The sequence below is a fragment of the Enterococcus sp. DIV0703 genome (assembly GCF_051711065.1).
GTDB classification, from domain to species: domain Bacteria; phylum Bacillota; class Bacilli; order Lactobacillales; family Enterococcaceae; genus Enterococcus_B; species Enterococcus_B hirae.
The window spans coordinates 829,909-845,495 of the sequence record NZ_JBIOLX010000001.1 but is presented as its reverse complement, the minus strand read 5'-3'; the positions used below and the strand labels follow the sequence as shown (position 1 = coordinate 845,495).

Sequence of the window (15,587 nt, the reverse complement as noted above, 5' to 3'; positions counted from 1 at the left end):
TACTAAAAACTACCAATACTCCATTTAATGAAGTATTGTTGTAGCTCTATCATACATTAAACCTTTCCTTAACCAAAATCATTCACTCATGAACAAAAGAAGGTTGAAACAACAATGTTTAGCATCAAGAATTTAGAACGAATTTCCGAAAACTGCTTCTCAAATTTAAAGATGAAAATCTCGAAACAGCTTCTCACGTTTTGAAAAATTCAGGCTTATTTCGAGGAGCTGATGATTGAACACCATTTACACATTTTTAGAAATAAAGAGACTGAAGCAAGTTTTGCCTCAGTCTCCTACACTTGTCTTTGAATAATTGGTATTTCTAGCACATATTCGCTGAAATTGAACCCAAAAGATTCTTATGCTTTATTATTGAATATTCGCATCAATTACTTGATAAAAGGCATTGGTTGTATCACTAATATTCCATACAGCCAAGATCACGTGATAGCCTTTACGATCTTTTGGAATATTGATTGTTTGTTTGACAGTTTGTGGCGGTCTTGCACCTTTGTCATCAATTTTTGATATCAATTCAAAATCACTGATTTTCAATGGTGCATTAGGATTCCAACCAGTTTTAGTGATATAGTAATCCCAAGTACTTGTACTATGCTGCGCAGTTAAAAACCAAGTAATATTCAAGTTGCCAGTATTGATGATATTTTTATGCCATCTAGTTGCTGTTTGCTCATCTAGTGGCTCAAATCCAGTAACCCCAGCACTTGCTATTTTCCCATCGATAAAGGTATTTTTTGGTGCTTCAATACTTTGTGGCTCCCACTCTGCTCGTCCAACATTTTGGTTCAAATTACCAGCTGCTGCAGTTCCGAAATAAGCACGACTTCCAGGTGAGGTAATATAGCCATGAGCATAGCCAGATGCACCAAATCCAAACAAACCTAACATAACAACGCCAACAAACATTAAGATATTAACCTTTTTCATGATGAACCTCCCATTCATTGATAGGTTTATTGTAAGCGCTTTTAAAGAAAGAATCAAACATTATGCTTTTATAACTTTTAATAGATTCTTACCCATAAAGCTTCTGTAATATCTGGTTGCCAGCCACTATTTGATACATGTGCTTGGATACAGCGATAACGATGTCCTTTATAAGTAACGATATCGCCTATTTTATAGGATTTTCCGATAACCCAAGTATCACCTTGCGTACTTTCACTTGTGGTTTTCACTGAGATTGCTTGGCTAAAGTCAGAGGTTCCTACAGCGTTAACTGCTTTAACTTTATAGCTGTAGGTTGTATTTGCTTGTAAATTTTGATCTTTAAATGTATTCGTTGCACTTGTAGCGATGCGAATATTGTTTCGATAAACTTCATAATGAGTGACTTTTTCTTGTGAAGCATTATTAGTCCAGTTTAAAGTCACTGAATTTTGCGTAACATTACTACTAGTTAAATTTACCGGAATTGATGGTTTAGTTAGCGTTTCTACTGGGTCATTTTCTCCACCAGTCGTTCCGTCAGTAAATTGTTGGGCAACAGTTAAGAACTCATATTGATTTTTGACTTGACCTTGACCACCATCGACCATGGCATCACGGTTCATTGACCAATAAGAAACCATCCCGAGTTTTCTTGATTTTGCATGTTGGACGATTTTATTGAACATATCAGTTGTAAAGTATGGATGTGTGTCTCCTTCAAATCCAACGGAAGGGGTTGTTCCTAATTTAGCATAAGCTTGAGCATCAGTTAACGTTTTGTTCGCATAACGTTTGTAGTAATCTTGTAATTGTTTTTTCGTATTGTCCACTGCATCTAGTGAACCTTGCGCATAATCGGGAACAACGCTACCGTAACACATCGTCATGATATTTACGGTAGTTAGATCAACACCTGCCTCAAGATAGGCTTGCAAGACAGATAAACCTGTAGATACCAATCCAAAGTCCATCACTGGTAATGTAAGGGTCACACTAACACCTGTTTCATCTTGGACTTTTTTAATCGCTTTAGCATTAGCTAAATTATGCGCATAATTCATTGCCCCAGCTTCTACGTCGAAATCAACACGAGTTAATCCATAACCATCAATAATTTCTTTATAAGCATTTGCTAAAATGGTTGAATCTTGTGTTGTTTCCCAAAATGCGCCAGAATTTAGACCACCAAATGATACAGCAACATCGCCACCAACTTCTCTTAATTCGCGAATGGATTTTTTGATTCCTTCATATTGCCATTGATCGCTATCACTTTCGCTTAAGCCTCCAAATCCACCCCAGGCCCAGTCGATCTTACCATTTTTAATACCTCTTGATTGCATGAATCCTAAATTGAAGAATTTTTGTCCAGTGCTTTTTGCCACTGCAGCTAAATTAAGCGCTCCGTTATTTGATAGATTGCTGCCTGAAACATATGCCGTCATATCGACAAATGGTGCTACTACTTGATCCGCCCATTTGATTCCTTGACCAACGCCAAAACCAGCTTGCTTGTTCGTACTTTGTTCTGTCGCAAACGCCTCTTCCATATTCAATAATAATGGCGCAATCATCAGACTACAAAGAGCTGCTCCCGCTAACATTTTTTTGATTCTTTTATTTCCCATATCTTCTTCTCCTCTCGTGATCAGTGCTATTATCATCTATTTTGTAATCGATTACATATATTATCTTATCAGATAAATAACATCAAAAATAACAATAAATTTGACAATTAACGTTATTTAATCTAATTGACTGTTTTCTTTAATAATGTTCGGAGTTACAACATTACAACGACAATGCTTTTCTTTATTCAATAAGAGATAGGGGTTAATATTCTAATATAATAACTGATTTAAAATAACTAAACCAAAAGTATAACCTTCCAAATCAAATTCAAGTATGTTTAAAACGTTCATGGTAAACTAGAATTATAGAAAGGAGTTAAAACAATATGGCTATACTGAAAGATTATCGTTTTTGGGTTTGTACTGTTGGCATAGTGATTTTAGGTTTCTTATCGGGGATACTAAGTGGTAATCCAGGTAGTTATTATTATTCACTTGAGCTACCTCCTTTTGCACCACCTAGTTGGATCTTTGGTCCTATGTGGACAGTGCTATATATTTTAATGGGAATTTCGTTATATTTACTATTGGTAATGAAAAACAAAAGGGTCAAACAAAAATTAATTACATTATTTGTTATTCAATTTGTATGTAATTTTATCTGGTCTGCTTTGTTTTTCAACTTGCAAAACACCTTAATTGCTGCACTAGATATTACTTTATTAGTGATCCTTCTCTCCATACTGCTTTATCAACTATGGAACCACTATCGCTTAGTGATGTGGTTACTGGTACCATATTATCTCTGGGTATTATTTGCTACGCTTCTCAACTATTCTATTTTATTTTTAAACTAGTAAAAAAAAAGCATCCGCACAGTCGGTTATGACTGTTGCGAATGCTTTTTTTACTTAATACCCATTTCCATAATTATATCCTTGTTCATTATTTTCTTGTTGGTAAGTTTGTTCATTGTTTTGGTTGTAATTCTGATTGTAGTTCTGATTGCCGTACTGATCATAATTTTGATCGGCGCTTTGATTGTATTCTTGATTATACTCGTTGTACTGATTTGTTGTTTGCGAATTTCCTGAATAAGTTGAATTATTCTCACTTGTCGCAGTCTCGTTCGAATCTTCAGCGGATTGCGAGTCATTGTAGAACATGATAGAAGCATTGTCATTTTTTAAATTAGGTAATGTCTTACTTGGTTTGATGTTTAATTGTTTTTTCAATTCGTTTTGGATACTTAATAAATCATTTTCACCTAAAATTTGATAGTAAATACTATCAATGGTTGCATCTTTACCTTGCAATTGATCTTGTTTGATCGTTTCAAATGCTGGTGTGTAATTAGTTGCTACATCTAGCATATCATCCCAATCTAGGTCAGTTGTGACATTTTTTTCGACCGCTTTTAAAATTTTCCGATAATTGCTGACACCATCTAAACTCAATACTTTATTAACAATTTTAGTAACGACTTCACGCTGTCGTGCTTGACGTCCGATATCCCCCTTAGGATCTTCGTGACGCATCCGTGAATAAGCAAGGCCTTTCTTACCATCTAATACTTGTTTACCTACAGGAACATGAACACCATCTAATGTAAAATCAATTTTATTATTGACTTCCACACCTCCGACAGCATTGATCAAATCTTCCATTCCATCTAAATTAATGGTTACATAATGGTCAATGGGGATATCGAGTAACTGTTCGATTGAGTCCATGGCCATTTCAACGCCTCCAAAAGCATAGGCGTGATTCAACTTATCAACAGTACCATGACCAACGATATTGGTATAGATATCACGGTCTAAGCTGACGATCGTTGATTTTTTTTGTTGGGGATTCACCGTTACCACCATCATTGTATCCGATCTTCCTTGTTCGGTTCTACCTAATCCGCCAGTATCCAGTCCTAACAAAAGGACAGAAAAAGGTTCTTTGTCGTCAATACTCACTTTATCTTTACGCTTTGTTGACTGACGATTCGATCCCTTGGATATTTGATTGACTGTTTGGTTTGCTTCACCCATGAGTTTAATTCCATAAGCTGAGACTCCGCCAATAAAAACAACGAGAATTCCCAGTAAAGCTATTACGACTTTTTGCCACCGCTTCATAATGCACCTCTATCTCACATTTTCTTAAAATATTTTCTCATACAACTAATAAATCAGCAAACTACCTATTTAATCATAATAAAACTTTAAAAAAATAGTCGTGAATAAAAAACTAATTAATATGTAATTTTTTGAATTCTTAATTATCATACCATAGCATCATTACAGAGAAAAGCTTGAATCTAAGTATTTCAAAACGCTTTTATTTTGAAGCACTGAAATGCCTCTTACTCGTTCTCTTTCTTAATTACAATGGTCATCTTGGATCTGTTGTTTTATTTGCAAAAAAAGAAACGATGCCATTCAGCAGACATTGTCTCTTTTTTACAAATTGATACCACCTATTTTATACAGCTTTTAACTGTTTTTTATTAGCGATTTTACGGATGTAACGATCTATATCATGAAAATCACTCCCTGTTACAGACCCCTTCGCTAAAATTAGACTGTCTTCGATTAGTAATTCCTCTAGATAATCACTTAACTCTTGTAAAGTAGCGAACCATTTGAATCGTTGATCTTGTATTTGTTCTTCCTCAAAAATCTTTTTAAAATGCTCACCATAACCTAAGATATGATCTGCTCCACAATGTTCCATCGAATCTTTCAGTGATTCATGGATTACTTGTGCAGTACTTCCTAAGTCAGCAATCTGTCCAAGTACCAAAATACTTTTTCCTTGATAAAAGGTTCGAACTTCATCAAAATAATCGATAGCATTTTTCATCGCAGGCAAAGAAGCATTATGGGTGTCGTCAATAAATGTGAAATTCGTTCCATTCAAGGAAGCATAATTCGTTTTATCGAGAATCTTAGACAATGGCTTAAATGTAGTAAATGCTGGCAGATACGATCGAATGTCGCCTTTTATTTTCCAGACTGTCAATAAAGCAGCAAAAGCATTAGAAATCATACCTGCAGAAGCAACTGACAAGTTCATCGAAAATTCTTGTCCTAAAAAAGAAAATAAAATTTCACAATACTCTCTTTCTTGTCTCGTTTCAATTAAGAAGACATCCTTTGTTTGATCATACAAAGAGTACGTGAGAATCTCTGCTGTTCTTTTTTTGGCTGCTGTCATTAGAATCGCTAGTTCTTCCTCACCAATATCTGTATTGATGATTGCAGTGCCATCTTGCTTCAGTCCTTCAAAAATTTTTGCCTTATGTCGTGCCACTCCGATAGTATCTTTTAATGAACTAAGGTGTGCTTCTCCAATTGAGGTTACAATCGCAATCTCTGGTTGCACTAAATTAGACATTGATCCAGTGTCATAAGAGTTCAACGCATTGACAGAGACTTCTAAGTTCAACATATCTGGCTCACTTACTAGCTTGCTTAGATATAGAGGAATCGCAAAACGAACATTGTGGTTCCCACGATTTTCTAACACTTTTTCATTTTGGAATAAATGTGAAATCATCATTCGTGTGGATGTTTTTCCTGCCGAACCAGTGATCGCTACAATTGGTTGTACATAATTGCTTCGGATTTTCTCTGAAATTTGTAGTAAAAATTCCCAACTATTTTTAACAATAAATTGAGGCGTTCTAACAGCTGGGTCATCAATGGGGATTTCAGTAATGATTAAACCAAACTCATTTTCCCTTCCTTTGATTTGCTCGTTCCCATCTCGCCAAGCCACTGTCTTTCGATTAATGTAACTTCTTCTTTCTGGTGTCAAACAAACAAATGCTGTGGTATTATAATTGGTTCTTTTGTTTAAATGTCCAGAAAAGTACTCAAAGTTGTCAATTATTTGATCAAGATGGTCGTACTTTTGTAAATACGCACCATCGATATCAGCCAATAATTCTTGGATCTTCCACATTCTTTTACACCTACTTTGTTCTAGATTCTCTCTACCATTTTCCTCGTCTTGGTCTTGCTTGATTCACATACCTTGTTGCTGTTTTTTCAATTCTCTGTGGCGAGTCATCTTGGTCTTCTTCCCAAGGATACAACCCCTCTTCATTTTTTTGATACTGACTCCAATCATTTTCTAAAGTTTCTGATTGATGGTCTTTTTTCTTTTTCAGCCGAAACCCTAAATAGGAAAGACCAATCAATGCTAAAGCAGCAAATCGAATATAACCAACCATTATTTTCACTCCTCTTCTCTTTTTAAAGGCATAAGTAATTGATCAAACCAGATAGAAAATGCTCTGCATCATCTATTCTCATACGGAAACGATCATGACGCGCAAAAAAACCATATTTGATCACTTGCGGTTGTTTGAAAAACTGTGCAAACTCTGGAAACATGACTCCTGTTGTGATTTCATGTAACACTCTTTTTTTCATTACCGTATTGATTCGTGCTTTCGTTTCAAAAAATTCGTTCTCTATCGGAAAAAGCTTATCTTTTAAAGGACTTCTTTCTAATTTGCTGATCATTTTTGAGGCTGCTACTAGTAACTCAAGCATGGTTGGATAAGCTGTATCTCGTTGATCGATAAAGTTGATGTTGACCATTGCATTCTTAATACCAAATTCATAGTAAGTATCTTTTTCTTGATATTTAAGCATCTCATTCGTTGCATAACTTAACCAGTGATCATGGTATTTTTGATAATTATTTGCGACAAATTGTTCCATCAATCCTTCACAAATCTCAAAAATCTCAATTTGTTTTAAAATCGCATGTGCTCTTAAGAGGGAAAACAGAATTTCACCATCATAATAAATAATTCTAAAACGCTCTTTTGTCATTAATTCGGCATTCAACACATGGATCGTCTGATCATCTGGAGTGATAAATTTTTCTGAAACAGTCGTGATTAAACGACTAAGGGAACTATGAAAGATGGTCTCTTTAGTCACTTCTGAATATTTTGCTAAAGCCAAGATTGCTGTCGCCTGGGCTCCTAACTTATACTCTACTTCTTTATTCAAGTAATCTTTAATCAACAGCTGACCATTGACTTCAGAAGTAAGATTTTCCAATCCCCATAGTAATCCTTCTTTGACTCGTTGCATCAATTCCTGGTCGGATAAATATTCTGCCGATTCAGCTAATGCGTACAAAGATGAAAAATGGCGAACCGAATTATACCCTTTTAGTAACTGATCATAGCAAGGATAATAGCCATAAATGAATTTACCAGTAGGAGTCAACTGTTTGGTTAAATAATTCGTTCCTTGTTCAATCACTAGTTCCGTAATATCATCAAGATTTTCTGTAGTCACTTCTCTGACTTGATTGCCATTGCCATAATCTTTCAAAGGGAATACTTCACCATTTTCAAAATAGAAGGAGGCTGTTTCAAAAAAATAACACTTTGAACGCTCTAAGTAGCTTAAATCACTTTCTTCACGTCCATATTTACGCTTGACATAGCCACGGTAATTTTGGGAATCAATGTGTAACTCAGGATGATTTTTTCCAACTATATGTGCTTTACTTGGTTTAATGATTGCATTTGCTACTAATTCTTCTTTTAAAAAACTTCTTTTTCTGATTCCATCTATTCGCAAATTAAAATCGATGTAATTATTCCTTTTTATTTTGTTTAACCGTTCTTTGACTTGTTGAAAATCAACTTGCTCTTCTTTCGTCACTACATCCAACCTTAGATACGTTTCTGTCTCAAAATGATAGGTTCGATAAGCTGTTAGAAAATTATTCCAAATTGTTTTTAGATTGTTTCCGTAAAATTCATAAGTCCTACCACGCTTACTAAAATCTCCTACGGATACGATTAATAATTTTTTCTCCGTATGAATGACTACTTTTTCAAGTACTTCTTGGATGGTTGCTAAATCATTTTTATCTGTTTGAACTGGCATAGACTCACCCCTATCAAGAATAAAGAGGTTATAACTACATCCATTATGATTTTTAAATCTATTTCTATAGTTATAACCTCTCCGTTAATTATTAGTTATTCTTTTTATTTCTTTTCATTTTCCAAATACCCATTCCCGAAATCAACGATACTAAGCCACCTAACCAAGAAACAGATGAACTTACCGTATCAGAGGTTTTAGGATACATTTTTAGTGTTGAGCCGTCATGGTAATTCAATGGTTTTGTATGACTTGTCCCACCATAGTGCAAAGGTAATTGTGGTGGATTTGAACCTGATCCACCAGAAGTGTTGATCGGCACCATTCCTGGATCGCCGTTCTGATCCGTATCTGTACCATTTCCTGCACTTCCCATGCCGGCATCCGCATCAGCATCGGCATCCGCATCGGCATCAGCGTCGGCATCGGCATCTGCATCGGCATCGGCATCCGCATCGGCATCAGCATCTGCATCGGCATCGGCATCCGCATCGGCATCAGCATCGGCATCGGCATCAGCGTCGGCATCCGCATCAGCGTCGGCATCCGCATCAGCATCGGCATCAGCATCAGCATCTGCATCAGCATCAGCATCGGCATCGGCGTCAGCGTCGGCATCAGCATCGGCGTCAGCATCTGCATCAGCGTCGGCATCTGCATCGGCGTCGGCGTCAGCGTCAGCATCAGCATCAGCATCAGCGTCGGCGTCAGCATCTGCATCGGCATCAGCATCAGCGTCGGCGTCAGCGTCAGCATCGGCATCCGCATCGGCGTCAGCATCGGCATCAGCGTCAGCATCGGCATCAGCATCTGCATCAGCATCAGCATCAGCATCGGCATCTGCATCGGCATCAGCGTCGGCATCGGCATCGGCATCGGCATCAGCATCGGCATCAGCATCAGCATCGGCATCCGCGTCGGCATCGGCGTCAGCATCAGCGTCGGCATCAGCGTCAGCGTCAGCATCGGCATCGGCATCAGCATCGGCGTCGGCATCGGCATCAGCGTCGGCATCAGCGTCAGCATCGGCATCCGCGTCGGCGTCAGCATCAGCGTCAGCGTCAGCATCAGCATCCGCGTCAGCATCAGCATCGGCGTCAGCATCGGCGTCGGCTTCTTCATCGTCTGGGATCACAGCAGCAGCTGGTAAACTTGGATTGTCATTTTCATCATACGCGATTAATTGGATGTCTTCTAAAGGTGACACATCTGTGGCTGCAATTGGAATCGTAAAGTTTCCATTTTCATCAGCCTGTCCTTCTGCAATCAAATTATTCTCTTGATCATAAATACGAACTGTTGCATTAGGATCTGCCATCCCAGTTACTTCATAACCATCAGTTGAGTTCCCTGTAACTACAACATTATATGGTGGTGTTACTTCAGCAGCTTGATAAAAAACTGGCGAATAGCCATCAGAGCTAGAGGCGATATCGATAGATAAAACATCTGCTTTTACAATATTTCCAACGAAGCCAGCTTCATAAGGAACAGACATATCTACTCCGGCTGCCGCTAAATCACTATAATTAGGATCTTGAATCAATGTCGGAATCGTGACCGTCGTTTCACCTAATACGCTCGCATCAGCTAATGTTCCAATCAATGATGACCCCACACCAACTAAACCTGTTGCAGTAGCAAAAGTAAGATTAAACGCTGGTTTAATCGTTGCGGACAACGCTGTATTGATCGTACCTGCTGCTATCGTACCAAGAGCACCGCTTCCTGCATTCGGTGTCGCTTGGATTGCTTGGACAGCATCATTGATTCCATCTAAAATTTCAGTCAGCCCTTCTCGAATAATTGTTTCTAATGAGCCGTCTAATTCACCATAGATATATTCGTCCCCTTGCATTTGAAGATTCAATGCTACTTCAGCTGACGTCAATGTACTAAGGTTCTCTAATAATGCTAGTTGAGCATACACTTCATCTAAATTGACTGATGCCAACGGGTTAAGGTTAACAATGTTTTCAACAGCAGACACTAGGGTAGTTACCGCCCCATCTACAATCGACAATAGTGGTTGTAGTTCTTCTCCTGGTAACAAAATATCTGTTTGGAAAGTACCCGTCCCATTTGGATTAACTAAACCTTGCATTTCAGTTGGGATTGCTAAAACTGCTCGTCTCGAGCCATTTAGAACACTTAGATCAATCCCATTATTAGCTGAAATAACAAAATCAACATTACGAGTCGTTCCAGCCAATGGAAAAGGTGCACTTGCTGTTGTTCCACTGGTATTAGACGTCGTTAGATTATTGAACAACTGGCCACTAATCAAGTCAGCATATACTTGTTGTGAACCCACAGTAAACAACGGTGTAGCAATTGAAATAGGTGCTGTCCCCAACAGCATCCCTGCAGCAATAGACGTTCCTACTAATAAGTATTTTTTGGATCGACGTTTAGCTCTAGCTTTTTGATCCATACTTTTTTTATAATCCTTTTTCATTTTTTTCCCCCTTAGATGCTTCCATTATTTACTTATGCTTTATCCCCCACTTAATCAATCACTAACAACAATTATTTCCGCTAGGAACTGGCCTCCTTTCTTTTTGTCAAAAAGATATCTTTCTGAAAAAACTTCAGTTAACTTAAGTTACAAAGATTTTAGCAATCGTTAAATTAAAAATCTATTATTAAGTTTTAATCTTTTTAAAATAACTTTATTATTTTAAAAATAAAAAGAAACTGTAGCAATTATGTAAAAATATTGCATAACATTTCGTTTTTATGCTTGGATAAATTATAATGTCATTAAGGAATTTCTCTATATGTCCATTCATGAAAAAAACTAACAGCCCAAATTAAAATAACGTATTTTTCACTTATTTTTTTGGCTATTTTTTATAAAAAATGATTATAATAAATTTTTTTCTCATTTTTCGTAAAAAAAAAATGAAAAAATTTAATAATTTGTCATTCGGAAAATTTCGAGTATAAAAATATAGGAGGGAAAAATAAATGAATTTCTCTGTCATGTTAGAAAGGAATATCCAAGTCCAATTAACGATCTTGGACAACTTATATCGCTCACAAGTTACTTGTACGTTAGAGGAATTATCGAAAACAGCTCATTGTGACAAACGTTCTGTGCTTCATCAATGTGACTATCTTAAGGTTTTATCTGACGATCACATCACAAAAAGTACAAAAGGCTTCACTTTTTCTGGAACGATCAGTGAGTATCAACTATTACTACTAAAAATCTTGGAACATTCCGCCATCTTTCAATTGTTAAAAGACCTTTGTCTTCAACCTAGAGTTGATCTGGTTTCCTTTGCCACAGAGCAAAAGATTAGTATTCCCTCCTTAAGAAGACATCTTACTCGAATCAATCAGTTGCTTACTACCTATCAATTACAATTAAAGACTTCAAAAGGCTTCGTGTATCTCAAAGGTAGTGAACCACAAGTCCGTTATCTTATTTATTTATTTTTGTGGCAATACTATCAAGGGGTCGTTTGGCCCTTTCCAACCGTTGATTTTCATGAAACCTTTGCAGGGATTGAGTATGCTTTTCAGCTGACAAAACAAAAACCAAATAAACTGAAAATGATTGAATGGTGCTTTATTATTGCTATCACTTTCGTCCGATCAGCACAAGGAAATCAGATGAATCAGAGAGAACTTCCTGATTTTACAGAAGAGATTTGGGATAGCTTTGAAGAGATTACCCATTTCCTTAAACGAATGAGCGTGAAAGCCAAGCTCGATCTTTTGGAAGTCCAATTTTTATTTCTTTGGTTACAAGCACGCCCAGCTTTTTATTTAAAAGACGATCACTTAGAACGAGCCATGAAATTCCATCTAAAAAAAGCCACAGCGATCAAACAATTTCAAAATAGTTTCTATAGCTATATTTATGAAATTGGGTTTAAATCTACACAAATCAACGTAAAGAAAAAATTACTAAATAGTACGATCTTTGCCAACGGGATGAGCGGGTTGTTGTTCCACCGATTTTCCACCATTAAATATGACTTATCAGTCTTTGTAGAAGAAAATTACCCAGCATTCAATCGAGAAATCAATCAATTAGCTTCCCAATTCCAAAAACAGCAACAAGAGCTGTATTGGGTACAATCCTGTCATTTGATCGAAGCTTTTATGATCATTACTTCTCCAACATACTTTGATAAAGAAATAAAGATAAAGTACGAAAGTGACTTGCCATTAAGTATTGAACTGAGTTATATGAGTATGTTACAAGAACAATTACGAGTTTACTTAAATGTGGTTTTTACAAATGATCTTTTGTTTGAGCCAGACTTAATCATTCGAACAACCGATATGCCGTTAAAGATCCTGACCTATGAAGAAACAATCCCGTGTTTAGTCGCTCCGACTGATATGTCTAGTGAGCAGATTTATCTATTAAGCCAAAAAATCAAGAAACTAGTCAACGAATAACTAACTTGGGTTTTTATAAAATAAAAAAAAGATGGCAGACGCCATCTTCTTTTTATTATTTGAATAGACCGCTAAGCGGGCTTTTCTTCAACAAGTTATTATAATTTAGTCACTTCAGCAGCTTGAGGGCCACGTGCGCCTTCAACAATTGCAAATTCAACTTCTTGACCTTCTTCTAAGCTCTTGAAGCCGTCTCCTTGAATTGCTGAAAAATGTACGAACACATCGTCTCCGCCGTCTACTGTAATAAACCCAAATCCTTTTTCATTGTTGAACCATTTAACTGTTCCATGTTCCATAAATGTATAGCCTCCAAAAAAGTTCTTGCAAGAAACCTTGCATAAATATTATACCGAATTTAGAAAACGCTCGCAAGACTTGCTCAATTTATTTTTCATTCTTTTTTTTAGGCTTGAAAATGATTATTTGGCAGTTGATAATCGATTGTTTACTTCTTCCCAGTTCACAACGTTCCAGAAAGCTTCAATGTAATCAGGTCGTACATTCTTATATTTCAAATAATACGCATGTTCCCAAACATCTAAACCTAAAATAGGTGTTTTGCCTTCCATTAATGGTGAATCTTGATTGGCTGTTGAAGTGATCGCTAATTTACCATTTTCCATCACTAACCAAGCCCAACCTGAACCAAAACGGCCAGCTGCAGCTTTTTTAAATTCTTCCTTAAATGTTGCAAAATCACCAAAGGCTTCATCAATCGCTTCTTTAATTGCACCAGTTGGTTCGCCACCAGCATTTGGTGCCATGATTTTCCAGAAGAAAGAATGGTTTGCATGTCCGCCACCATTATTACGTACAGCAGTCTTGATATCTGTAGGGACAGCATCCATATCAGAAAGTAGTTCTTCGATTGTTTTTTCACCTAGTTCTGGATGTTTTTCAATCGCTGCATTTAAATTTGTTACATAAGTATTATGGTGTTTGTCATGATGCAAGTGCATCGTTTCTTCATCGATATAAGGTTCTAACGCATCGAATGCATATGGTAAATCTGGTAATGTGTAAGTCATAAAAAAATTCCTCCTCAATGTGTTTGTTCATAGTGTCTACACTACAAAGAGTAACAAAGAGCAAGGAATTCTTCAAAAATTATGCCTACTGTGGATTTTACTTCTCTTTTTCAGGAAGTTCTTCCTCAATAATGGTTGTCCCTTTAAAAATAAACAATTTACTGAAGACATAATTGGCGACTACCACGATGACTTGGGTAATAATCTTAGCCACATAATCATTTGTGTGCATCACCTGAATCAGCAGCAACATGGAACCCATATCCATACCATAAGAAAGAATCCGATAGAACAAAAATTTACTAAATTCAATAACTAAATGGAAAAAATTAGGTGACTTGGAATGAAATACCCATAATTTGTTCGTTACAAAAGCAAATAAAACAGAACAAATCCAAGAAATAGTATTTGCTATCGGCATACTTAGATGGAGCATCTGTAATGCAATTGCAAAAGTAACGATATTCACGACTGTTGCTAAACCACCAAAAAATAGGTAAATAAATATTTCCCAGTAACCTTTTTCTTCTAAAAATTGTCTCACTCGATAATAAAAATTCATCGTTCATCCTACCTTACTAATCAATTCTTATTCATCATACCTTATTTGTCTCTGGTTTTCATCTTTATTCCTTAAATTCATCTTTGTAACTAGCAAATTTTAACATTCTCGTTATTTTTTATAAAAGCAGGTTCTCACATGAACCTTAAAGGAAGATTGCCAATTGGTATTTCCCCTTGTATTTCTTCTAAGACTTCGCTAGAATTGCTAATGATGACATTATGTATAGAAGGAGTAACTATGACAACAAAACAATTAATTATCAGCTCATTCACGCAATTTAAAGAGCTCAAAAATGCTAGAAAAACCCCGTTTGCTAAATCGGTTCTTTATCTTTTGGTCCTTAGCATCATCATGGCTTTGCCTATTTCCTATCAAGTGTTTCAAGTGCTAGAAAACATCAAACAAGATGGTCAGAAAATTGCCACCAAGATTCCAGATTTTTCCATAAAAAACGGGAAAATTGATGCAGCAGATCATGAAGGTTTCATCTATCAAACAAATTCTATCATCTTTACTTTTGATCCGGAAGGCAAACGATCTGAAAAAGATATTACTTCTGACTTAGTCGGAAATTTTCTTAGTGTTGGACTACTAAAAAATAAACTCGTCGTAGCTTTGCCTAATACCGGTACTACTTTTCTAAACAATAACTCACTTGAACTTGACTATAAAAATGATGCCTTAAAAAATCTAACAGGAAAACAATTGCGTACAACCTTAAGTGAAGCAACAATTCCATTTTGGATCAAGATAGTGACTTTCTTAATTTCTATTTATCCAAGCTTTTTGAATTTGATCGTTACTTTACTTTTAGCTAATTTTGCAGCTTATATTTATGCGCGTTTACGTTTGACTGGCGCTTCTTTTCTTGACTGTTTAAAAACGATGATCTATTCAATCACCCTACCAACAGTCTTAGCCACGATCTTAATGATTTTCTTACCGGCTTTTGACACAAGTGCTTTTATCGCAATAGCAGGACTTTTTATTTTTGCACAGGCGGTAAAAGGCTGGCCGAAAAGCCAAATGATGTAGTTCACGAATGTCAAACATAGGAAACGACTTTCTTCGATTAGGCGGCAACGCTAGTCAAAGAAAGTCGTTTTTTAATATCAACTATTTTTCTAAG

At 36.5% G+C, this 15,587-nt stretch carries 13 protein-coding genes; 3 read left to right on the top strand and 10 right to left on the bottom strand.

Annotation, left to right across the window (positions count from 1 at the left end):
- Positions 1–372 precede the first annotated feature (372 nt).
- On the bottom strand, positions 373–951 hold the full coding sequence (locus IGK81_RS03935) for a lytic polysaccharide monooxygenase auxiliary activity family 9 protein (RefSeq protein ID WP_010719701.1): 579 nt from the start codon (positions 949–951) through the stop codon (positions 373–375).
- A 77-nt stretch (positions 952–1,028) separates the two neighbouring features.
- Positions 1,029–2,582: a carbohydrate-binding protein gene (locus tag IGK81_RS03930; protein WP_034698900.1), complete on the bottom strand. Its 1,554-nt coding sequence runs from the start codon at positions 2,580–2,582 to the stop codon at positions 1,029–1,031.
- Positions 2,583–2,911: 329 nt separating this feature from the next.
- On the opposite strand from IGK81_RS03930, the gene IGK81_RS03925 reads away from it, so the two are divergent.
- Positions 2,912–3,382, top strand: a complete 471-nt coding sequence (locus IGK81_RS03925) for a TspO/MBR family protein (protein WP_010719703.1) — start codon at positions 2,912–2,914, stop codon at positions 3,380–3,382.
- Positions 3,383–3,436: 54 nt separating this feature from the next.
- On the opposite strand, the gene IGK81_RS03920 is transcribed toward IGK81_RS03925, so the two are convergent.
- The 5 genes from IGK81_RS03920 to IGK81_RS03900 all read right to left on the bottom strand — a co-directional run bounded on the left by IGK81_RS03920 (position 3,437) and on the right by IGK81_RS03900 (position 10,901).
- Entirely contained in the window at positions 3,437–4,654 is a 1,218-nt protein-coding gene (locus tag IGK81_RS03920) for an LCP family glycopolymer transferase (RefSeq protein WP_010738153.1), read from the bottom strand.
- A 346-nt stretch (positions 4,655–5,000) separates the two neighbouring features.
- Positions 5,001–6,485 carry a Mur ligase family protein gene (locus tag IGK81_RS03915; RefSeq protein ID WP_034698897.1) on the bottom strand — a complete coding sequence of 495 codons (1,485 nt, stop codon included), beginning with the start codon at positions 6,483–6,485 and terminating at the stop codon, positions 5,001–5,003.
- 31 nt (positions 6,486–6,516) lie between these two features.
- Positions 6,517–6,756: a hypothetical protein gene (locus tag IGK81_RS03910; protein WP_034698894.1), complete on the bottom strand. Its 240-nt coding sequence runs from the start codon at positions 6,754–6,756 to the stop codon at positions 6,517–6,519.
- A gap of 22 nt (positions 6,757–6,778) precedes the next feature.
- Positions 6,779–8,443 carry a hypothetical protein gene (locus tag IGK81_RS03905; RefSeq protein ID WP_034698890.1) on the bottom strand — a complete coding sequence of 555 codons (1,665 nt, stop codon included), beginning with the start codon at positions 8,441–8,443 and terminating at the stop codon, positions 6,779–6,781.
- Positions 8,444–8,534: 91 nt separating this feature from the next.
- Positions 8,535–10,901 (bottom strand): adhesive domain-containing protein, encoded by a 2,367-nt coding sequence (locus tag IGK81_RS03900; protein WP_431393379.1) that lies wholly within the window; start codon positions 10,899–10,901, stop codon positions 8,535–8,537.
- A 512-nt stretch (positions 10,902–11,413) separates the two neighbouring features.
- Between IGK81_RS03900 and IGK81_RS03895 the strand changes: the two genes are divergently transcribed.
- The gene (locus IGK81_RS03895; protein WP_034698884.1) at positions 11,414–12,862 is read left to right on the top strand and encodes a helix-turn-helix domain-containing protein; all 1,449 of its coding nucleotides are present in this window, start codon (positions 11,414–11,416) and stop codon (positions 12,860–12,862) included.
- Between the two features lie 98 nt (positions 12,863–12,960).
- On the opposite strand, the gene IGK81_RS03890 is transcribed toward IGK81_RS03895, so the two are convergent.
- From IGK81_RS03890 to IGK81_RS03880, 3 genes are all read right to left on the bottom strand, one after another.
- Entirely contained in the window at positions 12,961–13,161 is a 201-nt protein-coding gene (locus tag IGK81_RS03890) for a cold-shock protein (RefSeq protein WP_010719711.1), read from the bottom strand.
- Between the two features lie 123 nt (positions 13,162–13,284).
- Positions 13,285–13,893 (bottom strand): superoxide dismutase, encoded by a 609-nt coding sequence (locus IGK81_RS03885; protein WP_010719712.1) that lies wholly within the window; start codon positions 13,891–13,893, stop codon positions 13,285–13,287.
- Between the two features lie 97 nt (positions 13,894–13,990).
- Positions 13,991–14,455, bottom strand: coding sequence for a GtrA family protein (locus IGK81_RS03880; RefSeq protein WP_010719713.1), 465 nt, complete (start codon positions 14,453–14,455; stop codon positions 13,991–13,993).
- A 240-nt stretch (positions 14,456–14,695) separates the two neighbouring features.
- Between IGK81_RS03880 and IGK81_RS03875 the strand changes: the two genes are divergently transcribed.
- Entirely contained in the window at positions 14,696–15,493 is a 798-nt protein-coding gene (locus IGK81_RS03875) for a DUF1189 domain-containing protein (protein ID WP_025480226.1), read from the top strand.
- Positions 15,494–15,587 lie beyond the last annotated feature (94 nt).